28 protein-coding genes are annotated in these 26103 nt (G+C 73.2%); 12 read left to right on the forward strand and 16 right to left on the reverse strand.

Annotation, left to right across the window (positions count from 1 at the left end):
* The first annotated feature begins 132 nt into the window (after nt 1–132).
* On the forward strand, nt 133–885 hold the full coding sequence (locus tag ACFYYT_RS00340; RefSeq protein ID WP_351830413.1) for a GntR family transcriptional regulator: 753 nt from the start codon (nt 133–135) through the stop codon (nt 883–885).
* 75 nt (nt 886–960) lie between these two features.
* Here the strand turns inward: ACFYYT_RS00340 and ACFYYT_RS00345 are convergent, their stop codons facing one another.
* On the reverse strand, nt 961–2115 hold the full coding sequence (locus ACFYYT_RS00345) for an ROK family transcriptional regulator (RefSeq protein WP_351830412.1): 1155 nt from the start codon (nt 2113–2115) through the stop codon (nt 961–963).
* Nucleotides 2116–2478: 363 nt separating this feature from the next.
* On the opposite strand from ACFYYT_RS00345, the gene ACFYYT_RS00350 reads away from it, so the two are divergent.
* Complete coding sequence (locus ACFYYT_RS00350; protein ID WP_351830409.1) at nt 2479–2904, forward strand: hypothetical protein; 426 nt, start codon at nt 2479–2481, stop codon at nt 2902–2904.
* On the opposite strand, the gene mug is transcribed toward ACFYYT_RS00350, so the two are convergent.
* The 5 genes from mug to ACFYYT_RS00375 form a co-directional block, all read right to left on the reverse strand.
* Nucleotides 2901–3440 carry a G/U mismatch-specific DNA glycosylase gene (gene mug / locus ACFYYT_RS00355; protein ID WP_351830425.1) on the reverse strand — a complete coding sequence of 180 codons (540 nt, stop codon included), beginning with the start codon at nt 3438–3440 and terminating at the stop codon, nt 2901–2903. The two genes, ACFYYT_RS00350 and mug, sit on opposite strands and share 4 nt — an antisense overlap.
* Nucleotides 3437–4870 (reverse strand): adenylosuccinate lyase, encoded by a 1434-nt coding sequence (gene purB, locus ACFYYT_RS00360; RefSeq protein ID WP_351830407.1) that lies wholly within the window; start codon nt 4868–4870, stop codon nt 3437–3439. The genes mug and purB overlap by 4 nt, the downstream gene beginning before the upstream one ends.
* Before the next feature lie 71 nt (nt 4871–4941).
* Entirely contained in the window at nt 4942–5724 is a 783-nt protein-coding gene (locus ACFYYT_RS00365) for an SGNH/GDSL hydrolase family protein (RefSeq protein WP_351830406.1), read from the reverse strand.
* Nucleotides 5725–5809: 85 nt separating this feature from the next.
* Nucleotides 5810–6829 (reverse strand): hemolysin family protein, encoded by a 1020-nt coding sequence (locus ACFYYT_RS00370; protein ID WP_351831698.1) that lies wholly within the window; start codon nt 6827–6829, stop codon nt 5810–5812.
* Nucleotides 6826–8178, reverse strand: coding sequence for a hemolysin family protein (locus ACFYYT_RS00375; protein WP_351831701.1), 1353 nt, complete (start codon nt 8176–8178; stop codon nt 6826–6828). The genes ACFYYT_RS00370 and ACFYYT_RS00375 overlap by 4 nt, the downstream gene beginning before the upstream one ends.
* Before the next feature lie 270 nt (nt 8179–8448).
* Here ACFYYT_RS00375 and ACFYYT_RS00380 point away from each other — a divergent pair, with 270 nt between their 5' ends.
* Nucleotides 8449–8718 carry a hypothetical protein gene (locus tag ACFYYT_RS00380; RefSeq protein WP_388606687.1) on the forward strand — a complete coding sequence of 90 codons (270 nt, stop codon included), beginning with the start codon at nt 8449–8451 and terminating at the stop codon, nt 8716–8718.
* A 23-nt stretch (nt 8719–8741) separates the two neighbouring features.
* Here the strand turns inward: ACFYYT_RS00380 and ACFYYT_RS00385 are convergent, their stop codons facing one another.
* From ACFYYT_RS00385 to bioB, 4 genes are all read right to left on the reverse strand, one after another.
* Nucleotides 8742–9404, reverse strand: coding sequence for a methyltransferase domain-containing protein (locus ACFYYT_RS00385; RefSeq protein WP_351831702.1), 663 nt, complete (start codon nt 9402–9404; stop codon nt 8742–8744).
* Nucleotides 9405–9517: 113 nt separating this feature from the next.
* Entirely contained in the window at nt 9518–10237 is a 720-nt protein-coding gene (gene bioD / locus ACFYYT_RS00390; RefSeq protein ID WP_362861587.1) for a dethiobiotin synthase, read from the reverse strand.
* Between the two features lies 1 nt (nt 10238).
* Nucleotides 10239–11471: an adenosylmethionine--8-amino-7-oxononanoate transaminase gene (locus ACFYYT_RS00395; protein ID WP_351826024.1), complete on the reverse strand. Its 1233-nt coding sequence runs from the start codon at nt 11469–11471 to the stop codon at nt 10239–10241.
* A gap of 94 nt (nt 11472–11565) precedes the next feature.
* Nucleotides 11566–12813: a biotin synthase BioB gene (gene bioB, locus ACFYYT_RS00400; RefSeq protein ID WP_351825982.1), complete on the reverse strand. Its 1248-nt coding sequence runs from the start codon at nt 12811–12813 to the stop codon at nt 11566–11568.
* Nucleotides 12814–12968: 155 nt separating this feature from the next.
* On the opposite strand from bioB, the gene ACFYYT_RS00405 reads away from it, so the two are divergent.
* The gene (locus ACFYYT_RS00405) at nt 12969–14141 is read left to right on the forward strand and encodes an 8-amino-7-oxononanoate synthase (RefSeq protein WP_351825983.1); all 1173 of its coding nucleotides are present in this window, start codon (nt 12969–12971) and stop codon (nt 14139–14141) included.
* A 14-nt stretch (nt 14142–14155) separates the two neighbouring features.
* Here ACFYYT_RS00405 and ACFYYT_RS00410 read toward each other — a convergent pair whose 3' ends face one another.
* Nucleotides 14156–14386 (reverse strand): DUF397 domain-containing protein, encoded by a 231-nt coding sequence (locus ACFYYT_RS00410; RefSeq protein ID WP_351825984.1) that lies wholly within the window; start codon nt 14384–14386, stop codon nt 14156–14158.
* A 12-nt stretch (nt 14387–14398) separates the two neighbouring features.
* Entirely contained in the window at nt 14399–15283 is an 885-nt protein-coding gene (locus ACFYYT_RS00415; RefSeq protein WP_351825985.1) for a helix-turn-helix transcriptional regulator, read from the reverse strand.
* Between the two features lie 198 nt (nt 15284–15481).
* Here ACFYYT_RS00415 and ACFYYT_RS00420 point away from each other — a divergent pair, with 198 nt between their 5' ends.
* The 8 genes from ACFYYT_RS00420 (at nt 15482) to ACFYYT_RS00455 (ending at nt 22745) form a co-directional block, all read left to right on the forward strand.
* A complete protein-coding gene (locus ACFYYT_RS00420) occupies nt 15482–15931 on the forward strand; it encodes an ATP-binding protein (RefSeq protein ID WP_351825986.1) in 450 nt (149 codons plus the stop codon).
* Nucleotides 15932–16231: 300 nt separating this feature from the next.
* The gene (locus ACFYYT_RS00425) at nt 16232–16534 is read left to right on the forward strand and encodes an urease subunit gamma (protein ID WP_100661014.1); all 303 of its coding nucleotides are present in this window, start codon (nt 16232–16234) and stop codon (nt 16532–16534) included.
* Between the two features lie 14 nt (nt 16535–16548).
* Entirely contained in the window at nt 16549–16860 is a 312-nt protein-coding gene (locus ACFYYT_RS00430; RefSeq protein ID WP_351825987.1) for an urease subunit beta, read from the forward strand.
* Nucleotides 16853–18574, forward strand: a complete 1722-nt coding sequence (locus ACFYYT_RS00435; protein WP_351825988.1) for an urease subunit alpha — start codon at nt 16853–16855, stop codon at nt 18572–18574. Before ACFYYT_RS00430 ends, ACFYYT_RS00435 begins: the two co-directional genes overlap by 8 nt.
* A 43-nt stretch (nt 18575–18617) precedes the next feature.
* On the forward strand, nt 18618–19292 hold the full coding sequence (locus tag ACFYYT_RS00440) for an urease accessory UreF family protein (RefSeq protein ID WP_351825989.1): 675 nt from the start codon (nt 18618–18620) through the stop codon (nt 19290–19292).
* 53 nt (nt 19293–19345) lie between these two features.
* On the forward strand, nt 19346–20032 hold the full coding sequence (gene ureG / locus ACFYYT_RS00445) for an urease accessory protein UreG (protein WP_351825990.1): 687 nt from the start codon (nt 19346–19348) through the stop codon (nt 20030–20032).
* Between the two features lie 107 nt (nt 20033–20139).
* Complete coding sequence (locus ACFYYT_RS00450; protein ID WP_351826025.1) at nt 20140–20886, forward strand: urease accessory protein UreD; 747 nt, start codon at nt 20140–20142, stop codon at nt 20884–20886.
* A gap of 194 nt (nt 20887–21080) precedes the next feature.
* Entirely contained in the window at nt 21081–22745 is a 1665-nt protein-coding gene (locus ACFYYT_RS00455) for an alpha/beta hydrolase (protein ID WP_351825991.1), read from the forward strand.
* A gap of 30 nt (nt 22746–22775) precedes the next feature.
* On the opposite strand, the gene ACFYYT_RS00460 is transcribed toward ACFYYT_RS00455, so the two are convergent.
* From ACFYYT_RS00460 to ACFYYT_RS00475, 4 genes are all read right to left on the reverse strand, one after another.
* Nucleotides 22776–23486: a lysophospholipid acyltransferase family protein gene (locus tag ACFYYT_RS00460; protein ID WP_351825992.1), complete on the reverse strand. Its 711-nt coding sequence runs from the start codon at nt 23484–23486 to the stop codon at nt 22776–22778.
* Nucleotides 23487–23659: 173 nt separating this feature from the next.
* Nucleotides 23660–23818: a hypothetical protein gene (locus ACFYYT_RS00465; protein ID WP_351825993.1), complete on the reverse strand. Its 159-nt coding sequence runs from the start codon at nt 23816–23818 to the stop codon at nt 23660–23662.
* 32 nt (nt 23819–23850) lie between these two features.
* Nucleotides 23851–24813, reverse strand: coding sequence for a cytochrome c oxidase assembly protein (locus tag ACFYYT_RS00470; RefSeq protein WP_351825994.1), 963 nt, complete (start codon nt 24811–24813; stop codon nt 23851–23853).
* 92 nt (nt 24814–24905) lie between these two features.
* A complete protein-coding gene (locus tag ACFYYT_RS00475) occupies nt 24906–25931 on the reverse strand; it encodes a 6-phosphofructokinase (protein WP_351825995.1) in 1026 nt (341 codons plus the stop codon).
* Nucleotides 25932–26103 lie beyond the last annotated feature (172 nt).

Here is a 26103-nt window from a genome sequence, read left to right on the forward strand (position 1 = left end):
GGGGTGCGCCGTCCTATCGTCGCAGGGATAGTGCAGGAACCTTTAATAAACAAAGGCGCGGAACTTCACGGAACTGCGGCGCGGAACGGCCGCTCGGACACGGCGCTTGCGGCGATTGCAGGAGGAGTCAGGGTGGGGACGACGCAGCTCGAATCGGTACCGGAGCCGAAGTACTGGCACCTCAAGACCGTGCTCAGTGAAGCGCTGGACCGGGACTTCGCCGTCGGCGAGGTGCTGCCGAACGAGCGCGAGCTCGCCGCACGCTTCGGCGTCGCCCGCGCCACCCTGCGTCAGGCCCTGGAGCAGCTCGAACTCGAAGGCCGCCTCCAGCGCCGCCGGGGCGTCGGCACCACCGTCGCCCCGCCCCGCGTGGGCGTCGCGGTCGGCAGTACGGGGCACAGCTGGCCGGGCGAGAGCGCGGACGGCTGGGAGCCCGTGGACGTGGCCGAGGCCGTCCCCGCCGCCGCCGTCCTGAAGCTCCTCGGCACCCCCGCCGAGCAGCCCGTGCACACCGTCCGCCGGACCCGCGTCACGCAGGGCCAGGCCGTCGCCGCCGAGCTGCTGTACGTACCCGCCGCGTCCGTGCCGGGGCTCTCCGCCATCGACGGCCCCGCCGGAGCCGCGCGGGCGCGCGCCGTACTGCGGGAGCTCCAGCGGCTCACCCTCGACGGCCAGGACCGCTCGGTCGAGCTCGGCTCGGCCCGCGCGGACGACGCCAGGGAACTGGACCGGCTGCCCGGCGCCCCCGTCCTGCTGGTGACCACCCGCTACTTCACCACCGAGGGCACGGCCGCCGTCTCCGTGGCCACGTACCGCGCCGACACCTGCCGCCTGACCTTCGGCGACGCGGGCGTGGAGATCACCGAAACCCGCGCCGCCTCCTAGACCAGGGCGCGTCCGGCGGATCACCGCCGGGCCCCGCCCGGGCCCGGCGTCCGGTCCGGGGACCGGGCGGCCGGGTCAGCGGCGGGCGGTGACCGTCTTCTCCACCGCGAACAGCTCTTCCTCCACGTGGTCCAGCGCCAGCCGCAACGCCCCCGTCGCCACTGCGGCCTCACCGAGCAGCGACAGCGCCACCTTCGGCGGACGCAGGCAGTACCGCTCCAGCTCCCGCCGCAGCGGTTCGAGCACCCCGTCCAGCCCGGCCGCCCAGCCGCCGACGACCACCAGTTCCGGATCCATCGCCAGCACCAGCGCCGCCACGTCGTGCACGAGCCGCTGGAGGAACCGCTCCACCGCGGCCACCGCCCGCGCGTCGCCCCGCCTGGCCATCGCGAACACCTCGGCGACCGCCGGCTCGTCCAGCGGGTGCAGCGGTTCGCCCGTCGTGGAGAGCAGCCGCTCCGGCGTCACCTCGCGCCCCAGCAGGTGCAGCGCGCCGATCTCGCCCGCCGCGCCCCCGAAGCCCCTGTGCAGCCGGCCGCCGATGAGCGAGCCCGCGCCCGGGCTCAGCCCGGCCATCACGAACACCATGTCGTCCGTGTCCCGCGCCGCGCCCTTCCAATGCTCGGCGACCGCCGCCGCGTTCGCGTCGTTCTCCACCTGCACCGGGCAACGGAACGAGCGCCGCAGCCGCTCCCCGAGCGGCAGCCCCGTCCAGCCGGGCAGGGCCGTGCCGAGGCGGACGGTGCCGTCCGCCTCCACGATGCCGGGACTGCCCACGCCGACCGCCCGCAGGGAATCCCGGGGCACACCGGCACGGCGCAGCAGATCCGCCACCGCCGTCCTGACCCGCTCCAGCCGCTCGTCGGCCGACGCGGTCTCGGCGACCTCCTTGGTCCCGGCTCCGATCACGCGGCCGTCCAGCCCGGACAGCAGCACCGCGACCCGGTGCGAGCCGATCTCTATGCCGAGCAGGTGCCCGGCCTCGGCCCGGAAGCGGAAACGCCTCGCGGGCCGTCCCTGGCGTCGCGCGCCCTCCTCGGCCCCGGCCTCCACCACGAGCCCGGTGCCCATCAGCCCTTCGACGACCCCCTCGACCGTCGGGCGGGAAAGTCCGGTGACCCGGGTGAGGTCGGTGAGTGTCGGCGATTCGGCCGCGCGCAGTGCCCGGAGCACCACGGCCGAATTGATCCGTCTGAGCAGAGAGGGATCCCCGCCGGTCAGCTGCCCCAACGTGTGTCCTCCCAGCTAGCGGCCCTGTCAGCCGGATCGTACTGCGCTCCCGGCGCGGCGGCGAGGAGCAGCCCCGCATCCGCCGGAATCGGCCCCTCCCCTCAGGCCGGGGAGACGGATCCGGACGCGTGGGCGGTGGGCGCCGCCCGGGTGCGGTCCGGCCGGCGCAGGCGCAGCGGCGGCAGCCGGGCCCGCGTCCTCCAACCCTCCCCGCGGGGGCCGGTGTCGGCCTCCCCGCCGGACAACGTGCCTGGCGGGTGGCCCGGTTGCGGACCGCGCCCGATCCCCGGACGCTCACGTGGCCCTGACGGCTGGACGCGTGACGCCGGGCCAGTTGTCAGTGGGCCACGGAATACTGACGGCATGACCACGGCACAGCATCTCGACCTGATCGACCGGCTGCGGGCCCAGGCTTTCGTGGACACGCCGGTGCGTCTGGGCCGGCACGGCAGCGGCCCGGGTCACCACCTGGTCCGGCTGGAGGAGACCCGGGACTTCCGGGAGGACGGCGGCGCGGGCCGTGCCGAGGCCGCCGACCAGATCAGCGCCGACTACGCGGCCCTGACCCAGGCGCTGACCGGGCTCTGGGGTGCGCCGGCGGTCTTCACGCTGCACTCGCCGGCCGTGCCGCAGGAGATACCGGAGCCCTGGGAGGAGCTGAGGAACAGCACCGACCACGTCCATCTGTGGTGGGCGGAGGACCGGTGGCTGGTGGCCTGTGTGACGGGATGGGGCGAGCAGGACTCCTGGGCCCTGGTGGCGGTGATCACCGTCGTCGACCCTCCCTAGGGGGTGGAGGCGGCTTCGCGGAGGCGGGCGTACTCCTGGGCCATGGATTCCGCGGTCCAGTGGGCGTTGAGGCCGCTCGGGTTGGGCAGGGCCCAGATCCGGGTGGAGCCGATGGTGCGCTCCTGGGGGCCGATGGCCGCCCGGCGGTCACCGAAGGCGGTGCGGTAGGCGGTCACTCCGACCACCGCCAGCCAGGCGGGGCGCAGCCGTTCCACCTTCGCGGTCAGGATCCGGCCGCCCTCGCGGAACTCCTCCGCGCTCAGTTCGTCGGCGCGGGCGGTGGCCCGGGCGACGACGTTGGTGATGCCGAGGCGGTAGGTGAGCAGTTCCTCCTGCTCCCGCGGGTCCAGCCTGCGCGGTGTGAATCCGGACAGGTGCAGTACGGGCCAGAACCGGTTGCCGGGGCGGGCGAAGTGGTGGCCCGTCGCGGCGGACATGAGCCCCGGGTTGATCCCGCAGAAGAGCACGCGCAGACCGCCCGCGACCACGTCCGGCAGGACGCGGTCGCGGGCGGCTTCGAGCTCGTCGGGGGTCAGAGGATCGACCCCGGCGCGTACCCGGCGGCCTCCGGGTGCTCCTTGGCGATGGCCTCGATGCGGGAGACCACGGTCGCGACCTGGTCGCCCGCCGCGCCGGTGAAGGACAGCTTGTCGGCCATCAGCGCGTCCAGCTGTGCGCGGTCCAGCGGCATCCGCTCGTCGGCGGCCAGCTTGTCCAGCAGCTCGTTGCGCTCGGCACCCTGCTCGCGCATGGCGAGCGCGGAGGCCACCGCGTGCTCCTTGATGACCTCGTGGGCGGCCTCGCGGCCCACCCCGGCCCGCACCGCGCCCATCAGCACCTTGGTGGTGGCGAGGAACGGCAGGTAGCGGTCCAGCTCGCGGGCCACGACGGCCGGGAAGGCGCCGAACTCGTCGAGGACGGTCAGGAAGGTCTCCAGCAGGCCGTCGAAGGCGAAGAACGCGTCGGGCAGGGCCACCCGGCGGACGACGGAACAGGAGACGTCGCCCTCGTTCCACTGGTCGCCGGCCAGCTCGCCGGTCATCGAGGCGTAGCCGCGCAGGATGACCATCAGGCCGTTCACGCGCTCGCAGGAGCGGGTGTTCATCTTGTGCGGCATCGCGGAGGAGCCGACCTGGCCGGGCTTGAACCCCTCGGTGACCAGCTCATGGCCGGCCATCAGGCGGATGGTCTTCGCGATCGAGGACGGCGCGGCGGCCAGCTGCACGAGGGCGGTGACCACGTCGTAGTCGAGCGAGCGCGGGTAGACCTGGCCGACGGAGGTGAAGGCCTGGGAGAAGCCGAGGTGGGTGGCGATGCGCTGCTCCAGGTCGGCCAGCTTGGCGGTGTCGCCGCCCAGCAGGTCGAGCATGTCCTGGGCGGTGCCGACCGGGCCCTTGATCCCGCGCAGCGGGTAGCGCTCGAGCAGGTTCTCCAGGCGGTCGTAGGCGACCAGCAGTTCGTCGGCGGCGGTCGCGAAACGCTTGCCCAGGGTGGTCGCCTGCGCGGCGACGTTGTGGGAGCGGCCGGCCATGACCAGCTCGGCGTGCTCGCCGGCCAGCTTGCCGAGGCGGGCGAGGACGGCCACCGTGCGGTCGCGGGCCAGCTCCAGCGAGAGCCGGATCTGGAGCTGCTCGACGTTCTCGGTGAGGTCGCGCGAGGTCATGCCCTTGTGGACGTGCTCGTGCCCGGCGAGGGCGTTGAACTCCTCGATGCGGGCCTTCACGTCGTGCCGGGTGACCTTCTCGCGCTCGGCGATGGAGGCGAGGTCGACGGTCTCCAGGACGCGCTCGTAGTCGGCGAGGGCGGCGTCGGGGACGTCGATGCCGAGGTCCTTCTGGGCGCGGAGCACGGCGAGCCACAGCCGCCGCTCCAGCGTCACCTTGTACTCGGGGGACCACAGGACGGCGAGCTCCGCGGAGGCGTAGCGGCCGGCCAGGACATTGGGGATGCGGGGCTTGGCTGTCACGTGTAGGGATTCTACTTGGGCCGCGGCTGTGCGTTTACGCAGGTGGGGACGTTGCCCGGGATTGTGGGTTGCTACGAGAGCGGCGGGGTCCCGTACGGCAGGAGCTCCGGCCGCTTCGCGGGGCGGCCGTCGCCCGAGGAGCGGCCCGTCAGGCGGCGGCCGATCCAGGGGAGCAGGTGCCGGCGGGCGAAGCGCAGGTCCTCGGTCCGCCGCACCGGCCAGCCCGGGGGCACGGTGGCCGCCAGCCCGGCCCGCCAGTCCTCCTCGGCGGGCAGGCCCAGGGCCTGCCACACGGCCTCCGCGACCCGGCGGTGGCCCTCGGCGGTCAGGTGCAGCCGGTCGACGTCCCACATGCGCGGGTCGCCGAGCACCGGGGCCCCGTACAGGTCCACCAGCAGCGCGCCGTGCCGGGCGGCGAGCTCTTCGAGGATGCCGAAGAGCTCCTCCATGCGCGGCCGGAAGCGTTCCATGACCGGTCCGTTGCGGCCCGGTGAGCGCATCAGCACCAGGTGCTTGCAGGAGGGCGCCAGGAGGGCCACGGCCTCCTCCAGGTGGGCGCGTACCCGGCCCATGTCGACCTTGGGCCGCAGGGCGTCGTTCAGGCCGCCGACCAGGGTGACCACGTCGGCGCCCATCGCGGCGGCCGCGGGGGCCTGCTCCCCGGCGATCTGTCCGATGAGCTTGCCGCGCACCGCGAGGTTCGCGTAGCGGAAGCCCGGTTCGCGGGCCGCGAGCCGGGCCGCCAGCAGATCGGCCCAGCCCCGGTAGGAGCCGTCCGGGAGCAGGTCGGACATGCCCTCGGTGAAGGAGTCGCCGATCGCGACGAAACTGGTGTATGAGGCATTCATCTCCATGGCGGAGCGATGCTACCGCGCGGTACCCCGGCCCCGCAGGGCCGGGGCCGGGCGCCGGGGCGGGGCCCCGGCGCCCCCGCCCGCCCTACGCGGCGGCGGGCCTGCCGAACAGCTCGCGCAGCACGTCCTCCATCGTCACCAGGCCCGTCATGGCCCCGTCCGGCCCGAGGACGGCCGCGAGGTGCGTCCGGTTGTGCCGCATGGCGGTCAGCACGTCGTCCAGCGGGGTCTCCGCCCGCACCTGCGCGATCGGGCGCAGGGCGGACACCGGGAACGGAACGTCGCGGTCGGCGGCGTCCAGGGCGTCCTTGACGTGCAGGTATCCCAGGATCCGGCGCTGCGCGTCCACGACCGGGAAGCGGGAGTAGCCCGACTCGGCCGACAACCGCTCCAGCCCCTCCGGGGTGATGCCCTCCCGGGCCGTCACCACGCGCTCCACCGGCAGCACCACGTCCTTGACCGGGCGCCGGCCCAGTTCCAGGGCGTCGTGCAGCCGCTCGCTCGCCCGGCCGTCGATGAGCCCCGCGGCACTGGAGTCCTTGACCATGCGGGCCAGCTCGTCGTCCGTGAACGTCGCCGAGACCTCGTCCTTCACGTCCACCCGCAGCAGGCGCAGCAGGGCGTTGGCGAAGGTGTTGATCGCGAAGATCGCCGGCTTCAGCGCGTGGGTGAGCGCCACCAGCGGCGGTCCGAGCAGCAGCGCGGTGCGCACCGGCTCGGACAGCGCCACGTTCTTCGGCACCATCTCGCCGAACAGCATGTGCAGGTACGTCGCCAGGGCCAGGGCCACGACGAAGGAGATGGCGTGCGTCAGACCGGAGGGCACCCCGACGAGGTCGAAGACTGGCGTCAGCAGGTGTGCGATGGCCGGTTCGGCCACCGCGCCGAGCACCAGCGTGCACAGGGTGATCCCGAGCTGGGCCGCCGCCATCAGCGCCGACACGTGTTCCAGGCCCCACACCACCGCGCGGGCCCGGCGGTCGCCCTGCTCGGCGTACGGTTCGATCTGGCTGCGCCGGACCGAGATCAGCGCGAATTCCGCGCCGACGAAGAAGGCGTTGACGACCAGGGTCGCCAGGCCGATCAGCAGCTGGACGACGGTCATCGGGCTCCCTCCGTACGCTCGTCATGGCCGCCGCCGTCGGCGGGTCCGGCCGGGGCGTGCAGCAGTACGCGCGCGGCGCGGTGCCCGCTGGCGTCGACCACGTCCAGCTGCCAGCCGTCCAGCCGCAGGCTGTCGCCGACGGCCGGGATCCGGCCCAGTTCGGTCGCTATCAGACCGGCCAGGGTCTCGTACGGGCCGTCGGGGACGCGCAGCCCGATCTGCCGGAGCTGATCGGTGCGGGCGCCGCCGTCGGCGGAGTAGAGGGCCCGTCCGGACTCGTCCGTGCCGGCCGGGGCCAGGTCGGAGGTCTCGTGCGGGTCGTGCTCGTCGCGGACCTCGCCCACGACCTCCTCGACGATGTCCTCCAGGGTGGCCACGCCGGCCGTGCCCCCGTACTCGTCGATCACGACGGCCATCGTCTGCTTGCCGGAGAGCCGGTCCAGCAGCCGGTCCACGGTCAGGGATTCCGGTACGAGGAGCGGCTCGCGCAGCAGCTGCGCCACCGGATGGCGGTGCCGCTCCTCGGCGGGCAGGGCCAGCACGTCCTTGATGTGGACGGTGCCGACGACGGTGTCGAGGCTGCCCCGGTAGACGGGGAAGCGCGACAGGCCGGTGGCCATGGTCGCGTTGGCCACGTCCTGGGCGGTGGTCTGCACGTCGAGGGCGGTCACCTGCACCCGCGGGGTCATCACGTTCTCCGCGGTGAGGTCGGCCAGGTTCAGGGTCCGCACGAACAGTTCGGCGGTGTCCCGCTCCAGGGCGCCCGCCTTCGCGGAGTGCCGGGCCAGGGCCACCAGCTCCTGGGGGCTGCGGGCGGAGGCCAGCTCCTCGGCGGGCTCCATGCCCAGCCGGCGGACCAGGTGGTTGGCGGTCGTGTTCAGATGGCTGATCAGCGGCCTGAAGGACCGGCTGAAGAGCCGCTGGGCGGTGGAGACGCGCTTGGCGACGGCCAGCGGGGAGGAGATCGCCCAGTTCTTGGGCACCAGCTCGCCGACGACCATCAGGACGACGGTCGACAGGGCGGTGCCCAGGATCAGGGCCGTGGAGGAGGCGACCCCGGCCGACATGCCCATGGCCTCGAAGGGTCCCTTGAGCAGGGCGGCGATCGAGGGCTTGGAGATCATGCCGATGACCAGGCCGGTCACGGTGATGCCGAGCTGGGCGCCGGAGAGCTGGAACGTCAGGCTGCGCACGGCCGCCAGGGCGCTGTCGGCACCCCGCTCACCACGCTCGACCGCGCGTTCGAGCTCGCTGCGCTCGACGGTGGTCAGGGAGAACTCGGCCGCGACGAAGACGCCGCACGCCAGGCAGAGCAGCAGCGCCACGACGAGCAGGAGGACTTCGGTCATCGGTCGGTCACCTCCGTCCCATGATCAGTCAGGAGGCGGAGGGCCGCGCGGTGCCGCGAGTGGTGTCGCGCGCGCGTGCGGGGGTGTCGGGGACTGGGAGGCTCGCCCATGGGCGGACGCTCACACCTTTCGTCGGAGGAGGACCAATGCCCCCATGGTAAAGGAAAGGCAAAGGGTGGTGGGCCGGTCTTTCGGAGGATACGAGACGGGCCGTCCCGGCGGGAGGAACCCGGTGACGTTCCGGCGGCCCGCCGTGCCTGGCCCCCGGTCATGACCGACCTGCGCATACGGGCCGCCGGGCCGGACGGCGCCGAGGACGTCCTCGCCTTCTGGAAGCAAGCCGCCGGGGGCACCTCGGTCAGGACATCGCCCCGGCGCTCCTGGAGGCGGCCGAACGGCGCTTCGTCCCCGTCGGCGGGCGCCGGGGCGACGCGATGGTCCTGGAGGCGAACGCACGGGCGCAGCGGGCAGCGGGCGTGGGCGGCCGCCCGCTACCACCGCGAGGACCACTGGCGGCGCTGGGTGAAGCCCCTCGCCTAGCCGGGCGGGCGGCCGGACACCCGCTAGTCGAGGGAGCGGCGGGCCGAGCCGATGACGCAGTACGAGGTCGGCAGGGCCGGGCCGCGCTCCGGCAGGCGGAACGAGCGGTGCGAGACGATCCGGAAGCCGGCCGCCTCGATCGCGGCGAGCGGGTCGCGGGCGGTGTGGCAGCCGCCGAAGAGGCGGGGCCATACGGTCCGGTCGAGCGTCCGCTGGACGGCGGCCATGCCGGGGCCGGGGGCGAGGCCGTGCTCCAGGAACCGCAGCTCCGCCTCGGGCCGCAGCACCCGGTGGAGTTCGGCGAGGGCGCGCGGGAGGCTGCGTACGGTGCACAGCACCAGGGAGGCGACGGCCGCGTCGAAGGCCTCGCTCTTCACCGGGAGGGCCTCCGCGACCCCCGGTACGAGGTCCACGGGAACCTCGGCGCGCAGTGCGGCGGCGCCCGCGAGCCGGCGCAGGGTGCGCTCCGGTTCGACGGCGACGACCTCGGAGACGGCGCGGGGGTAGTGCGGGAAGTTCAGGCCGTTGCCCGCGCCGATCTCGATCACGCGGCCGGACAGGCCGTGCAGGAGCTCCCGGCGCAGGACGCCCATCCCGGCGCGGGTCTCGGCGGCGGTGCTGGCGCGGGCGTAGAAGCGGGCGAAGTACGGGTGGTGGACCGGATCGGGGGGAGGTGCGGGCGGCATGGCGGACCTCCTGACACGGATCGGGGGCGGGTACGGGCGCACGCGCCCCGGGGGGCTGTTCCCCGCACCGGCGCCACGCGAAACCGGAACCCCGGCAACCGCCCCCGACCCCGTCAGGCGGGCCAGGCCGTCAGGAAGGACTCCGCCGACCACGTGCCGTGCAGGCGGGGGGCCAGCCAGGACGGGGCCGTCGTGCGGAAGGCGGCCGGGGCCAGGGCGCCGGAGCCCGCCGGGACGGCGCCCAGCAGCGGCATCCCCGACACCTCGGGGAGGTCGGCGAGGTTGCAGCGGGCCGCCAGGTCCGGGGCCGCGGGCCAACTGCCGATGACCACGCCGAACGGGCTCACGCCCCGGGCGCGCAGGGCCTCCGCCGTCAGCGCGGTGGAGTTCAGCGTGCCGAGTCCGGCCGGGGCGACGACCAGGACCGGGGCCGCGAGCAGCCGCGCCGCGTCGGCCAGGGTGTGGCCGTCCTCGTCGAAGCGCACCAGCAGCCCGCCCGCGCCCTCCACGAGGACGAGGTCGTGCGCGGCGGCGAGCCGCGCGGCGGCCTCGGCGACGGCGGCGGGCGCGACGGTGGCCAGCCCGGAGCGCCGCGCGGCGGTGCCGGGGGCCAGCGGCTCGGGGTAGCGGGCCAGTTCGACCGCGGTCACGGCCGGGCCGGCGAGGCGGGCCGCCTCGGCGGCGTCCCCGGGTTCCCCGGGGCCCACGCCCGTCTGCGCGGGCTTGAGGACGGCGACCGAGCGCCCGGCGGCCACGGCGGCCGCCGCGATCGCCGAGGTGACCACCGTCTTGCCGATTTCCGTGCCCGTACCGGACACGACGAGTACGGGCATGTCAGCCTTCCTGGGCGGCCGCGAGGACCGCCCGGCAGATCCGGGCGACATCGGCGTCGCCGGTGACGAACGGGGGCATCACGTAGATCAGGTCGCGGAAGGGGCGCACCCAGACGCCCTCCCGGACCGCCGCCCGGGTGGCCGCCCAGACGTCGACGGGCCGGTCCAGCTGGACCACGCCGATCGCGCCCAGCACCCGTACGTCCAGGACGCCGGGGAGCGCGCGGGCCCCCTCCAGACCCTCGCGCAGGCCCGCTTCGATCCGCTTGACCTCGCCCGCCCAGTCCTGTCCGAGCAGCAGGTCGACGGAGGCGAGCGCGACGGCCGCGGCGAGCGGGTTGCCCATGAAGGTGGGCCCGTGCGCGAGCACCGGCACCTCGCCCCGCGAGATCCCCTCGGCGACCCGCTCGGTGCACAGGGTGGCCGCGAGGGTCAGGTAGCCGCCGGTCAGCGCCTTGCCGAGGCACATCACGTCGGGGGTGATTCCCGCGTGGTCGGCCGCGAAGAGCGTGCCGGTGCGCCCGAACCCGGTGGCGATCTCGTCCAGGATCAGCAGCACCCCGTACTCGTCGCACAGTTCGCGCAGCACCCGCAGGTGGCCGGGGTGGTGGAAGCGCATGCCGCCCGCGCCCTGCACCACCGGCTCCACGATCACCGCGGCCAGTTCGTCGGCGTGGGCGGCGATCAGGGTGCGCAGGTGGTCCGCGTACGCGGGGTCCACGGGGGTGTCGAAGCCGCCGGGCGGGGCGTCCGCGAAGACCTGCCGGGGCAGGTGGCCCTGCCACAGGTCGTGCATGCCGCCGTCGGGGTCGCAGACGGCCATGGGCTGCCAGGTGTCGCCGTGGTAACCGCCGCGCCAGGTCAGCAGCCGGGTCTTGCCGGTGCGGCCGAGCGAACGCCAGTACTGCAGGCACATCTTGACGGCGACCTCGACGGACACGGAGCCCGAGTCGGCGAGGAAGACGTGCTCCAGTCCCGGCGGGGTGATCTCGACCAGCCGGGCGGCGAGGCGGACGGCGGGCTCGTGGGTGAGCCCGCCGAACATCACGTGCGACATCCGGCCCAGCTGGGCGGTCGCGGCCTCGTTGAGCACCGGGTGGTTGTACCCGTGGATCGCCGACCACCAGGAGGACATGCCGTCGACCAGCTCCTCCTGCCCCTGGGCGGGAGCGGCGAGCCGCAGCCGGACGCCCGAGGCGGAGGAGACCACCAGGGCCTCCTGCCGCCCGGGCATCGGACCGTACGGGTGCCAGACGTGCTGCCGGTCCAGGTCCAGCAGCCGGGCGGTGTCCGACTGCCGGTCGAGCGGGTCGTGCAGGGGGTACGGGTCACGCATTGGGGGCGAGGTCCGTTCCCGCGCCGCGGCGGCGCACGGCCACCAGGTCCGGCCGCACTCCGCCCGCGTCGGCCTGCGCCGGAACGGGGGCCTGCGCTTCGTGCCCGGAGCAGCCGCCGCACGCCGAACCGCAGCCCGCGGAGGCGGAGTCGGGGCCGGCGGAGTCGCAGGCGCCGGAACCGCACACGGAGGCGCCGCCGGCGTGGGAGCCGCAGCCCCCGCCTGCGGTGACCTCGGAGCGGTGCGCGGGAAGGGTCGACGTACCGGCGCCCTCCACCTCGAAACCGGCGTCCGCGATCATGTCGAGGTCGGCCTGCCCGGCCTGGCCCTCACTGGTGAGGTAGTCGCCCAGGAAGATCGAGTTGACCAGGTGCAGGGCGAGCGGCTGCATCGAGCGCAGGTGCACCTCGCGGCCGCCCGCGAGCCGGACCTCGACGTCGGGGCAGACGAAGCGGACCATGGCGAGGATGCGCAGGGCGCGCTGCGGGGTGAGGTTCCACTCCTTGGCGAGCGGGGTGCCCTCGAAGGGGATCAGGAAGTTGACCGGCACGGAGTCCGGGTCCAGCTCGCGCAGCGAGTAGACGACGTCGACCAGGTCCTCGTCGCTCTCGCCCATGCCGGCGATCAGACCGGAGCAGGCCGACAGGCCCGCCGCGTGCGCCTTCTGGACGGTGTCGACGCGGTCCGCGTACGTGTGCGTCTTGGTGATCGCGCCGTAGGTGGCCTCGGACGTGTTGAGGTTGTGGTTGTAGGCATCGGCACCCGCGTCGCGCAGCCGCTCGGCCTGGCCGTCGGAGAGCAGGCCGAGGCAGGCGCAGACCTCGACGCCCTCGTTCTGCTCCTTGATGGCCGCGATCGTCTTGCCGACGCGGTCCACGTCCCGGTCCGTCGGACCGCGTCCGCTGGCCACGAGGCAGACCCGCTTCGCGCCGCCCGCGACGCCCGCCGCGGCGGCCTGGGAGGCCTCCTCCGGCTTCAGCCACGTGTACTTGAGGATCTCGGCCTTCGACCCCAGGCGCTGGGAGCAGTACGAGCAGTCCTCGGGACAGAGCCCCGACTTCAGGTTGACCAGGTAGTTCAGCTTGACGCGGCGCCCGAACCACTGGCGGCGCACCTTGCCGGCCGCGGCCACCACGTCGAGCAGTTCGTCGTCGGAGGTCGCCAGTACGGCGAGCGCCTCTTCACGGGTCGGCAGCTCGCGCCGCAGTCCCTTTTCCACCAGGGTGTTCAGCAGGTCCATGGGCCCGATCCTGGACCACACGAGCACTCCCGGCCAAGGAGAGATCCGACAACATGGCCTGAAGGGAGTGTGTGGATCGCCACACCGGCCCCTCGGGCCCCGGCGGCTAGGGTCGAGCAGATCTGTCGACTGCCGACAAAACGCGAGGACCGCCGATGACCCAGCACACCCCCGGACCCGAGGACGTCTTCGCCTGGATCGACGGCGCGGAGCGGGCCCGAGAGCGGGCCGGGCTGGTACGGACCCTGCGTCCGAGGCCGGCCGACTCGCCGCTGCTGGACCTGGCGAGCAACGACTACCTCGGTCTCTCGCGGCATCCCGAGACGGTGCGCGGGGCCTGCGCGGCGGCGGAGCGCTGGGGCGCGGGGGCCACCGGGTCCCGGCTGGTCACGGGGACGACGGAGCTGCACGCCGAACTGGAGCGGGAGCTGGCCGATTTCACCGGTTTCGAGGCGGCCCTGGTGCTTTCCTCCGGTTATGCCGCGAACCTCGCCGCGGTGACGGCGCTCAGCGACCGCGGCTCCCTGGTCGTCTCGGACGCCGGGAACCACGCCTCGATCGTCGACGGCTGCCGGCTCTCGCGGGCCGAGGTCGCCGTCACCCCGCACGGAGATCCGGACGCCGTCCGCAAGACCCTCGCCGCCCACCCGGGCCGGGCCCTGCTCGTCACCGACTCGGTCTTCTCGGTGGACGGGGACGCCGCCCCGCTCGCCGCGTACGCCGCCGCCTGCCGGGCCGGGGGCGCGGCCCTGGTGGTGGACGACGCGCACGGTCTGGGGGTGCTCGGCGCGGGCGGCCGCGGGGCCCTGAACGCCGCCGGACTCGCGGGCGCGCCCGGGGTGGTCGCGACGATGACCCTCTCGAAGTCGCTGGGCAGTCAGGGCGGTGCGGTGCTGGGGCCGGCCAAGGTGATCCGGCACCTGGTCAACACCGCGCGGGCCTTCATCTTCGACACCGGGCTCGCCCCGGCCGCCGCGGGCGCCGCGCTCGCGAGCCTGCGCCTGCTGCGGCGGGAACCGGAACGCGCGGACCGGGTCCGCGCGGTGGCCGGCGAGCTGTACGGCCGGCTCACCGCGTCCGGCCTGACCGCGGTCAGGCCGGACGCGGCCGTGGTGTCGGTACGGGCCCCGTCGGCCGCGGCGGCACTGCGCTGGGCCGCCGACTGCCGCGGGGCGGGTCTGTCCGTGGGGTGCTTCCGTCCGCCCTCGGTGCCGGACGGGGTCTGCCGGTTGCGGCTGACCGCTCGGGCCGATCTCACGGGGGACGAGATCGGCCGGGCCGTCGCGACGGTCCTGGGGACCGCTCCGGCCGGGGCCACGGACCGGTAGGCGTTGCCGGGCCCCTAGAGCAGCGGGCCGGGCACGTCCTCCCGTACGCCGGCGAGGAAGCCGTTCCAGGCCGGCCCGGTGAAGAGCACGGCCGGTCCGTCCGCCCGTTTGGAATCGCGGACGGCCAGCAGACCGCCGGTCAGGGCGGCCGCTTCCACGCAGTTGTTCATTCCGGTGCTGCGGCTGCTCCGCCGCCACCGCGCGCTGCTCAGAAGTCCGCGGGCGGATAAGGGGGTTGCGGACACGGGGGTGCCTCCTTACGCGTCGTCAGCGAGTGAGCTGATGAGATCCGACGAGTCACGGGGCGGGAGGGCGTGCGCCTGGATGGTGCGGAACGCGGCGCTGTAGGCCTCTAGGTCTTCCTTCCGCTCCAGATAGAGGCTACTCGTCAAATGGTCGAGTACCACCACATCCAGATCGGCGATGTTCGGAAATGAGAAGATGACGAACGGTCCCGTCAGGCCGAGATGACCCCCCACGGTGAACGGCAGCACCTGCAAACGCACTTGGGGCAGCCGTGCCACCTCCACCAGGTGCCTCAGCTGCTCGCGCATCACCCCCGGCCCCCCGATCTGCCGCCGCAGCACCGCCTCGTCCAGTACCGCGCTCAGCTCCAGCGGCGGATCGGAGCGCAGCACCGCCTGCCGTGCCAGCCGTACGTCGACCAGCGCGTCCACCTTCGGCTCCGGCAGCCCGCCCAGCGCGGCCCGGGTCACGGCCCGCGCGTACTGCGGGGTCTGGAGCAGTCCCGGCACCACCGAGAGCTCCACCGTCCGGGCCGCGCGGGCCCCGGCCTCCAGGCTGATGAAGTCGCGGTACTCCTGCGGGAGCAGGCCCCGGTAGTCGTGCCACCACTGCCGCCCGCCCGCGACGGCCCCTTCCCCCGCGGGCCCGGCCGCCGAGGCCCCGAGCGCCTCCAGCAGGGCGCGCTGCTGGTCGCTCACGACCTCTCCGTAGGCGTCGAGCAGCAGCCGGATGTCCTGCGACTTCACGCCACTGCGGCCCGTCTCGATGCGGCTGACTTTCGACTGGTGCCATCCCACGATGCGGGCGGCCTCACCACTGGTGAGCCCGGCGCGGTCGCGGAGGGCACGGAGTTCCTCGCCGAGCTTGCGCCGGCGCACCGCGGGACCGTGCTGCATACCCGCTCTCCTTCCACCGGCACAGCTCGCACCGGTCTGCCGTCCAAATACGCTCTTCCGTAGCAGAGTTCACCGCATTGAGCGACAGATATATGCATATCTTGGGGGAACGGCGGAAACGACGGCACGATGGGTGACACTCTGGCGCTCAGCGTAAGGTCCGGGGCGGCTTCGTCCCGGTGGGAAAGGGACGTCGCCATGGCAGATCAGCAGGAAGCCACCGTCACTCTGCCGAGCGACCCGGTCTCGGTCGCCGCCGCCCGCCGGTACGTCTCGCAGGTGCTGGGGGAGTGGGGGCTGCCCGAGGACGCCGAGACCGCCGACACCGTACGGCTGATCGTCTCGGAGCTCGCCACCAACTCGGTGCAGCACACCTTCGGCCAGTCGCCCACCTTCACCGTCGACGTCCGCCTCGAACGCGAGGAGTGGCTGCGCGTCGGGGTGACGGACAGTCACCCGCGCTGGCCCCGGCGGCTCCCCGCCGCCGTGCAGCAGGACAACGGCCGCGGGATGGTCATCATCCGCTGGCTCGCGGCCGAGGCCGGCGGCCGGCTGACGGTCAGCCCGACCGCCGACGGCGGCAAGACCGTCTGGATCGCCCTGCCCTGGCCGGCCGGCGCGGCCGCGGGGACCGCGCGGGGCTGTTGACGCCCGGGAGCGTCGTATACGGCGAGCAGGTCGGCGGGCGTCCGTACGGGTGAACCGGACGCCTCCCCGAAACGTGGGTTAACTCGGCGGAAAACTGTGGGCCCTAGCGTGTCGGACCACGGCTTTCCGCCAATGATCAGCCATGGGCCGGTAAAGACCGGGCGATGGGCACGGAAAGCCTCTCCCCGCGTTGGGCAAGACATGCTTGGCATGGATATGCACAGGTCAACAGAGTGTTGAAGGCCGGTACGGTCGTCGTGGCGCGATGTTGATCATGTCCCGGAAGCTTGGTGGTATTCAGTGCAGTTGACACCGCACGAACAAGAGAGACTCATGATCCACGTGGCCGCCGACGTGGCCGAGAAGCGCAGGTCGCGCGGGGTCCTCCTGAACCACCCCGAGGCCGTGGCGCTGATCACCTCGCACATCCTCGAAGGCGCCCGTGACGGGCGGACCGTGGCCGAGCTGATGGCCTCCGGCCGTACCGTGCTCACCCGCGCCCAGGTCATGGAGGGCATCCCCGAAATGATCCACGACGTCCAGGTCGAGGCGACCTTCCCGGACGGCACCAAGCTCGTCACCGTCCACGACCCCATCGTCTGAACAGGAGCGACCAGATGATCCCCGGCGAAATCGCCTACGGGGACGGTCCGGTGCGCCTGAACGAGGGCCGCCCCGTCACCCGCCTCACCGTGCTCAACTCGGCCGACCGGCCCGTCCAGGTCGGCTCGCACTACCACTTCGCCGAGGCCAACCCCGGCCTCGACTTCGACCGCCGCGCCGCGCACGGCCTGCGCCTGAACATCGCCGCCGGCACCGCCGTCCGCTTCGAGCCGGGCATCCCGGTCGCCGTGGAACTCGTACCGCTCGGCGGGCTGCGCACCGTACCGGGACTGCGCGGGGAGACCGGAGGGCCGCTCGATGGCTGAGATCTCGCGCCAGGTGTACGCCGACCTCTTCGGACCGACCAAGGGCGACCGGATCCGGCTCGCCGACACCGACCTCTTCGTCGAGATCGAGCAGGACCTCAGCGGCGGACCTGGGAACTCCGGTGACGAAGCCGTCTTCGGCGGCGGCAAGGTCATCCGCGAGTCCATGGGACAGGCCCGCACCACCCGCGCCGAGGGCGCACCCGACACGGTGATCACCGGCGTCGTGATCCTCGACCACTGGGGCATCGTCAAGGCCGACGTCGGCATCCGCGACGGCCGGATCTCCGGCATCGGCAAGGCGGGCAACCCCGACACCATGGACGGGGTCGATCCGGCGCTCGTCATCGGCCCCGAGACCGAGATCATCGCCGGAAACGGGAAGATCGTCACCGCGGGCGCCATCGACACCCACATCCACTTCATCTCGCCGACCGTCATCGACGAGGCCCTCGCCTCCGGCATCACCACCCTCGTCGGCGGCGGCACCGGCCCCGCCGAGGGGTCCAAGGCCACCACCGTCACCCCCGGCCCCTGGCACCTGGCCCGGATGTTCGCGGCCCTGGAGGCCTACCCCGTCAACATCGGGCTGCTCGGCAAGGGCAACACCATGTCCCGCGAGGGCATGCGTTCCCAGCTGCGCGGCGGCGCCCTCGGCTTCAAGATCCACGAGGACTGGGGGGCCACCCCCGCCGTCATCGACGCCTGCCTGAGCGTCGCGGACGAGACGGGCGCGCAGGTCGCCATCCACACCGACACCCTCAACGAGGCCGGTTTCGTGGGCGACACCCTCGCGGCCATCGCCGGACGGACGATCCACTCGTACCACACCGAAGGCGCGGGCGGCGGGCACGCACCCGACATCATCACCGTGGTCTCCGAGCCCTACATCCTGCCCAGCTCGACCAACCCGACCCGGCCGCACACCGTCAACACCGTCGAGGAACACCTCGACATGCTGATGGTCTGCCACCACCTCAACCCGGCCGTCCCCGAGGACCTGGCCTTCGCCGAATCCCGGATCCGCCCCTCCACCATCGCCGCCGAGGACGTCCTGCACGACCTCGGAGCCATCTCCATCATCTCCTCCGACTCCCAGGCCATGGGCCGGGTCGGGGAGGTCGTGATGCGCACCTGGCAGACCGCCCACGTGATGAAGAAGAGGCGCGGGTTCCTGGCCGGCGACGGCCCGGCCGACAACCACCGGGCCCGCCGCTACGTCGCCAAGTACACGATCAACCCCGCCGTCGCCCAGGGCCTCGCCCGCGAGGTCGGCTCGGTCGAGGTGGGCAAGCTCGCCGACCTGGTGCTGTGGAACCCGGCCTTCTTCGGCGTCAAGCCCGAGGTGGTCGTCAAGGGCGGGCAGATCGCCTACGCGCAGATGGGCGACGCCAACGCCTCCATCCCCACCCCGCAGCCGGTCCTGCCCCGGCCCATGTTCGGCAGCATCGGCCGCGCGCCCGCCCTGAACTCGCTCAACTTCACCGCGCAGGCGGCGCTCGACGACGGGCTGCCCGAACGGCTCGGCCTCGGCAAGCAGTTCGTGGCCATCGAGAACACCCGCAAGGTGGGCAAGGCGGACATGCGCAACAACGACGCGATGCCCCGGGTCCACGTCGACGCCGACACCTTCACCGTCACGATCGACGGCGAGGCCGTGGAGCCGGCACCCGCGGCGGAACTGCCCATGGCACAGAGATACTTCCTCTTCTGATGCGCCGGAGCGTGTACGGACACACCCCGCGGGGGAGCGTCCGATGACCCTCGCCACACTGCTCGTGCTCGCGGACGGCCGCTTCCCCGCCGGAGGCCACGCGCACTCCGGCGGGGCGGAGGCTGCCTGCAAGGCGGGCCGCATCCACGACGCGGCGAGCCTCGCCGAGTTCTGCCGGGGCCGCCTGCACACCGCCGGGCTGACCGCCGCCGCGCTCGCGTCGGCGGCCGCCCTCGGCCTCGACCCGGCGGAGCTCGACGCCGCCGCCGACGCCCGCACCCCCTCGCCCGCGCTGCGCGCCGCCGCGCGCCGGCTCGGGCGGCAGCTGATGCGGGCCGCCCGCGCCACCTGGCCCGACCCGGCGCTCGACGCGCTGGCCGCGGCCTTCCCGCGCGGGGCGCACCAGCCCGTGGTGCTCGGGGCCGCCGCCCGGGCGGCCGGGCTCGGCGCGCTCGACGCCGCCCACGTGGCCGCGTACGAGAGCGTCAGCGGACCGGCCACCGCCACGGTACGGCTGCTGGGCCTGGACCCCTTCGAGGCGACCGGGGTGCTGGCCCGGCTGGCGCCCGAGCTCGACGCCGTCGCCGCCCGGGCCGCCGAGGCCGCGCTGCTCGCCCGCACCGAAGGCCCGGACGCGCTGCCCGCGCCCTCCTCGCCCCTCCTGGAGATCGCCGCGCAGGTCCACGCCGACTGGCCGGTACGCCTCTTCGCCTCCTGAGCGTGACGAGCGCGCCGCCCGGCCCCCCCCCCCACACCACCCAAGGAGAACCCGTGCACCTCGACCACGACGTGACGTACCCCCACCGCCACACCCACGGCGCCGACCCGCGCCGCGCCGACGGCACCCGCCGCGCCCTGCGCATCGGCCTCGGCGGACCCGTCGGCTCCGGCAAGACCGCGACCGTCGCCGCGCTCTGCCGGGCGCTGCGCGCCGAACTGTCCATGGCCGTCGTCACGAACGACATCTACACCCGCGAGGACGCCGAGTTCCTGCTCCGCGAGGCGGTCCTGCCGCCCGAGCGGATCAGCGCCGTCGAGACCGGGGCCTGTCCGCACACCGCCATCCGCGACGACATCTCCGCCAACCTGGAAGCCGTGGAGGAACTGGAGGAGAACGTCGGGCCGCTCGACCTCATCCTCGTCGAGTCCGGCGGCGACAACCTGACCGCCACCTTCTCCCGCGGCCTGGTCGACGCCCAGATCTTCGTCATCGACGTGGCCGGGGGCGACGACATCCCGCGCAAGGGCGGCCCCGGCGTCACCACCGCCGACCTGCTCGTCGTCAACAAGACCGACCTCGCCCCGTACGTCGGCTCCGACCTGGACCGGATGGCCCGCGACGCGGCCGCGCAGCGCGGTGAACTGCCCGTCGCCTTCCAGTCCCTGCGCGGTACCGAGGGCGTGGCCCCGGTGGCCGCCTGGGTGCGCGAGCGGATCGCCGCCTGGGTCGTACGGTGACCACCGCACCCCCCGTCACCGCGCCCCCGGCCGGCGCACCCCCCGTCCCCGCGGCCCCGGCCGGCGCACCCTCCGTCCCCGCGGCCCCCACCCCGCCCGCCACCGGACTGCGCGCCACCGCCCGCATCGGCGCCGTCCGCGACGGACGCGGCGGCACCGCCCTGCCCCTGCTGGCCGGGGAGGGGCCGCTCGCCCTGCGCCGGACCCGGAGCGAGGGCGCCGAGGCCGGGGTCATGCTGGTCGGCGCGATGAGCGCCCCCCTCGGCGGCGACCACCTCACGGTGGAGGCCGACGCGGGGCCGGGAGCCCGCCTCCTGCTGCGCTCGGCGGCGGCCACCCTGGCCCTGCCCGGCCCGGGCGGCGAACCCGCCCGGTACGACGTCCGCCTCACCCTCGCCGAGGACGCGGCGGTGCGCTGGCTGCCCGAGCCGCTGGTCTCCGTGCGCGGCAGCGACCTGCGCGTGCGCACCCGGGCGGAACTGGCCCCCACCGCCCGGCTGATGCTGCGCGAGGAGCAGGTGCTGGGCCGCACCGCGGAGGCTCCGGGCCTGTTGCGCGCCCGGCTCACCGTCATCCGGGCCGGCCGCCCCCTGCTGGACCAGGAGCTGTCCTGCGGACCGGGCGCACCCGGCGGCTGGGACGGCCCGGCGGGGATCGCGGGCCACCGGGCGCTCGGCCAGCTCCTCGTCGTGGACCCGCGCTTCGAGGGGGACCCGCCCCCGGCGCGGGTGCTGGGGGAGTTCGCGGCGGTCACCCCGCTCGCGGGCCCGGCGGTGCTGGTGACGGCGCTGGCCCCGGACGCGCTGCGGCTGCGCGAGCTGCTGGACGGGGCGGTGCGCGCGTACGGGTGGTGAAGGGGGTTCGTACTTGGGGCGAATGGGACACCGCTCAGCGGTACACCCGTCTCCGGTTATCGGGTTGGCAAAGATCTGGACCGTGCTCTGTTGTCGGGTATAGGTCAGGCGAAAGGATCCCCCTGCACGCCGACGACCGAACCCGACCGAACACGGCCGCCCACGGCGGCATATGACGCAGGGGGAACAACCACGTGATACGCACCGCGGCGCTGGGGAGCGCTGCCACTCTCATCACCGGTGCACTGGCAGCCGGTCTGCTGCTCGCACCGTCCGCCTCGGCGGCCTCCGCCGGACGCGACAACGGCGCCGCCGAGGCGGTGGGCGCCCAGATCGCCGCCGCCCGCGCCGCGCGGACCGGCATCGACTGGAAGGACTGCCCCGCCGACTGGGGCTTCGAGAAGCCGATCCAGTGCGGCTATGTCAAGGTCCCGCTCGACTACACCAAGCCGTTCGGCAAGACCATCGACCTCGCGGTCGACCGGATCGGCAACACGGGCACCAAGGAGGAGCGCCAGGGCGCGCTCGTCTACAACCCGGGCGGCCCCGGCGGCTCCGGCATGCGCTTCCCGCGCCGGGTCACCACCAAGAGCCCGCTGTGGACCAACACCTCCAAGGCGTACGACTTCGTGGGCTTCGACCCCCGCGGTGTCGGCCACTCCGCCCCGATCTCCTGCATCGACCCGCAGGAGTTCGTCAAGGCGCCGAAGGCCGACCCGGTCCCCTCGAACGAGGCCGACAAGCGCGCCCAGCGCAAGCTCGCCGCCGAGTACGCGGACGGCTGCAAGGAGCGCAGCGGCGAGATGCTGCCGCACATGACCACCCCCAACACCGCGCGCGACCTGGACGTCATCCGGGCCGCCCTCGGTGAGCAGAAGCTGAACTACCTCGGCGTCTCCTACGGCACCTACCTGGGCGGGGTCTACGCGACCCTCTTCCCGACCCACGTGCGCCGCATGATCGTCGACAGCGTGGTCAACCCGGAGCAGGACAACATCTGGTACCAGGCCAACCTGGAGCAGGACGTCGCCTTCCAGATGCGCTGGAACGACTGGGAGGACTGGGTCGCCAAGAACGACGCGTCCTTCCACCTGGGCACCACCCGCGCCGCGGTCGAGGCCAAGTGGCTGGAACTGCGCGGCAAGGCCAAGGCCAACCCGCTCGGCGGCGTGGCCGGCCCGAACGAGCTGCTCGGGTTCTTCCAGAAGGCCCCGTACTACGACTCCTCCTGGGTCCCCGTCGCGACGGCCTTCAGCGCCTGGGCCGCCGGTGACGAGAAGCCGCTGATCGACGCGGTCGCCCCGGACATGTCCGACATCGCGGGCAACATCGCCTCCGAGAACGGCAACGCCGTCTACACCGCGGTCGAGTGCGCCGACGCCAAGTGGCCGACCAGCTGGGCCAAGTGGGACCGCGACAACACCGAGCTCAACAAGAAGTACCCGTTCCTGACCTGGTCCAACGCGTGGATGAACCTGCCCTGCGCGACCTGGAAGTCCAAGCAGAGCAACCCGATCGAGGTCGGTGCCAAGCGCGGTCTGCCGCCGGTCCTGATCGTCCAGTCCGAGCGTGACGCGGCCACCCCGTACAAGGGTGGTGTCGAGCTGCACCGCCGTCTGGCCGGCTCGCGCCTGATCACCGAGCAGAACGCCGGCTCGCACGGTGTGACCAGCCTGGTCAACCCCTGCATCAACACCCGGGTCGACGCCTACCTGCTGACCGGCAAGGTGGACGCCAAGGACGTGAAGTGCGGTCCGCACGCCACGCCCGTCGCGCCCGCCCCGGCCGCGGCCAAGCAGCTCGCCCAGTCCCCGGCCGGCGCCCTCGTGGCGGCCGAGGAACTCCCGGCCGTCCGCTAGGACGCGTCGCGAAGATGAGCGGGAGGAGGCTCAGCGCGCCGAGCGCCGGGCCTTCTTCCGCTTTTCCTCTTCCTCGGCCTTGACGTCGGCGGCGTACCGGTCGACGTACTCCTGGCCGGAGAGGCCGAGGATCGCGTACATGATCTCGTCGGTGACGGCGCGCAGGACGGCCCGTTCGCCCTCCATCCCCGCGTACCGGGAGAACTCCATCGGAGCGCCGAAGCGGATGGTCACCCGCCGGATCTTCGGGAGCTTCTGTCCGGGCGGCTGGATCTCGAAGGTGCCGACCATCGCGCAGGGCACCACCGGCACCCCGGCGCCGAGCGCCATCGCGGCCACCCCGACCTTGCCCTTGTAGAGCCGTCCGTCGTGCGAGCGGGTGCCCTCCGGGTAGATCCCGAGCAGCTCGTCCTTGGCCAGTACCCCGAGCCCCTCGCGCAGGGCCGCCTTCCCGGCGTCCTTGCCGGAGCGGTCCACCGGGATCTGGCCGGCGCTGCGGAAGAAGGCGGCGGTCAGCCGGCCCTTGAGGCCCGGGCCGGTGAAGTACTCGGCCTTCGCGAGGAAGGTGATCCGGCGCCGCAGGATCGCGGGCATGAGGAAATGGTCCGAGAAGGAGAGGTGGTTGCCCGCGATGATCGCCGCCCCGTCGGGCGGGATGTTCTCCAGCCCCTCGATCCGCGGCCGGAACAGCAGCCGCAGCAACGGACCGAGCAGCACGTGCTTGAGCAAGAGGTAGAACACCCGGCGCTTCCCTTCACCTGACGACCGGATCAGTGTGACGGAACCGGTGCCGGATGGGCATGGCGAACGGCAATCCCGGCCACCCGGCACGGCACGGAACGACGCGGCACAGCACAGCACGGCACGGCAGGTCAGGGCAGGGCACGGAACGGCCGGCGGTGCGCCGCGCGGGCTCAGGCGCTGCCGGTGGCGGCCGTCGCGAGGGTCAGCAGGCCCAGCACCACCCAGCCGAACCACAGCCAGCCGTTGCTGCCGAGCGCCACGGAATATGCGGAGACGGCCACCAGGGCGGCGAAGGTCGTGACGGCCATCGCCTTTACGGATCCGGTCATGCCCCATGGTGGCGCCCCGGGCGCCTCCAGCGCTACTGGCCGCGCCCTCGGAGCGAGGCGAGATACGAGTTGTACGCCGCGAGCTCCTGGTCGCCGTTGCGGTCCTCGGCCCGGTCCGAGCGCTTCGCGGCACGCTGCTCCGAGTGGTACCACTGGTACACCAGCGCGATCAGCACCAGCACCGAGGGGATCTCGCTGAAGGCCCAGGCGATGCCGCCGCCCCACTGCTGGTCGAGCAGCGGCTCGACGCCGAGGGAGGCCGGCGGGTCCGCGTACGTCTTGATCATCGGCTCGCTGGCCATCATCAGGGCGATGCCGAAGAAGGCGTGGAAGGGCATGCCCGCGAACAGCTCCAGCATCCGCATCACGTAGCCGGGGCGGTGCGGGCCCGGGTCCACGCCCATGATCGGCCAGAAGAAGATCAGCCCGACCGCGAGGAAGTGGACCATCATCGCGATGTGACCCGTCTTCGACTCCATCAGGAAGTCGAAGAGCGGGGTGAAGTACAGCCCGTAGAGGCTCGCGATGAACATCGGGATGGTGAAGGCCGGGTGCGTCACGATCCGCATGTACCGGCTGTGCAGCAGCATCAGGAGCAGCTCGCGCGGCCCCTTGGTGCCGCGCGCCGCGGGCGGCAGCGCACGCAGCGCCAGCGTCACCGGCGCGCCCAGCAGCAGCAGGATCGGGCTGACCATGCTGATCACCATGTGCTGGACCATGTGCACGCTGAACATGACCATGCCGTAGTCGTTCAGCTTGGTGCACATCATCAGCGCCACGCTCAGCACGCCGATCACGAACGCGACCGTGCGGCCCACCGGCCAGGCGTCCCCGCGCCCGCGCAGCCGCAGCACGCCCCAGGCGTACAGGGCGAGCCCGATCAGGGAGCCGAACAGGAAGAAGGCGTCGAAGGAGAACTCCAGCCCGCGCCCGAGGGTGAACGGCGGCAGGTCCATGTCCATGTTCATGTCCATGCCGTGACCGCTGTGATCCATCTGTTCACTCCCTTGACTGTGGCGCCCCACCACAGTAGTGCCGCCCCCGGACGCGATCGCGTCCGGGGGCGGCACTCAGCAGGGGGGAAACATCACAGAACGGTCTGCGCCTCCGCGTACCGCTCGTCCGGAACGGTCTTGAGGGTCGACGTGGCCTCCGCCAGCGGCACCATCACGATGTCGGTGCCGCGCAGCGCCGTCAGCATGCCGAACTCGCCCCGGTGCGCCGCTTCCACCGCGTGCCAGCCGAAGCGGGTCGCGAGCACCCGGTCGTACGCGGTGGGCGTGCCGCCGCGCTGGACGTGGCCCAGGATCACCGGACGGGCCTCCTTGCCGAGCCGGGCCTCCAGCTCGACCGCGAGCCGGTTGCCGATGCCGGCGAACCGCTCGTGGCCGTACATGTCCGTACCGCCCTGCTCGAAGGCCATCGTGCCCTCGGCCGGCTTGGCGCCCTCGGCGACCACGACGATCGCGAACCGCTTCCCCGCCGAGAACCGCTCGCCGACGATCGCCGTCAGCTCGTCGATGTCGAAGGGACGCTCCGGTACGACGATCGCGTGCGCGCCGGCGGCCATGCCCGAGTGCAGCGCGATCCAGCCGGTGTGGCGGCCCATGACCTCCACGACCATCACCCGCTGGTGGGACTCGGCGGTGGTCTTCAGCCGGTCCAGGGCCTCGGTGGCCACGCCGACGGCCGTGTCGAAACCGAAGGTGACGTCGGTCGAGGCGATGTCGTTGTCGATGGTCTTCGGGACGCCGACGATCGGCAGGCCGGCCTGGGCGAGCAGGTTGGCCGCCTTCAGCGTGCCCTCGCCGCCGATCGGGATGATCGCGTCCAGACCGAGGTCGGCGACGTGCCCCCGGGCCCGCTCCACGCCGTCGCGCAGGTGCGCGGGCTGGACGCGGGAGGAACCGAGGATGGTGCCGCCGAGGGCCAGGATGCCGCTCACGGCGTCCAGGTCGAGCTTGCGGTAGTCGCACTCCAGCAGGCCCCGCCAGCCGTCGCGGAAGCCGATCACCTCGTCGCCGTGGTCGACGACGGCGCGGTGCACGACGGAACGGATGACGGCATTGAGGCCGGGGCAGTCGCCGCCGGAAGTGAGCACACCAATGCGCATGGCAGGAAGAACCTTTGCAACGTGGGCCGACGACCGGACCACGTCGTCCGGTTGGAACTGGCGACCAGCCTACAAGCGGATCCCCAGTGGACTGAACCATCCTCCACATGCTGGTCAGATCCGTCGTACGAACGGACGTCGGCCCGGACCCCCTGGGGGATCCGGGCCGACG

It is taken from the genome of Streptomyces sp. NPDC002032 (genome assembly GCF_042890765.1).
GTDB lineage: Bacteria > Actinomycetota > Actinomycetes > Streptomycetales > Streptomycetaceae > Streptomyces.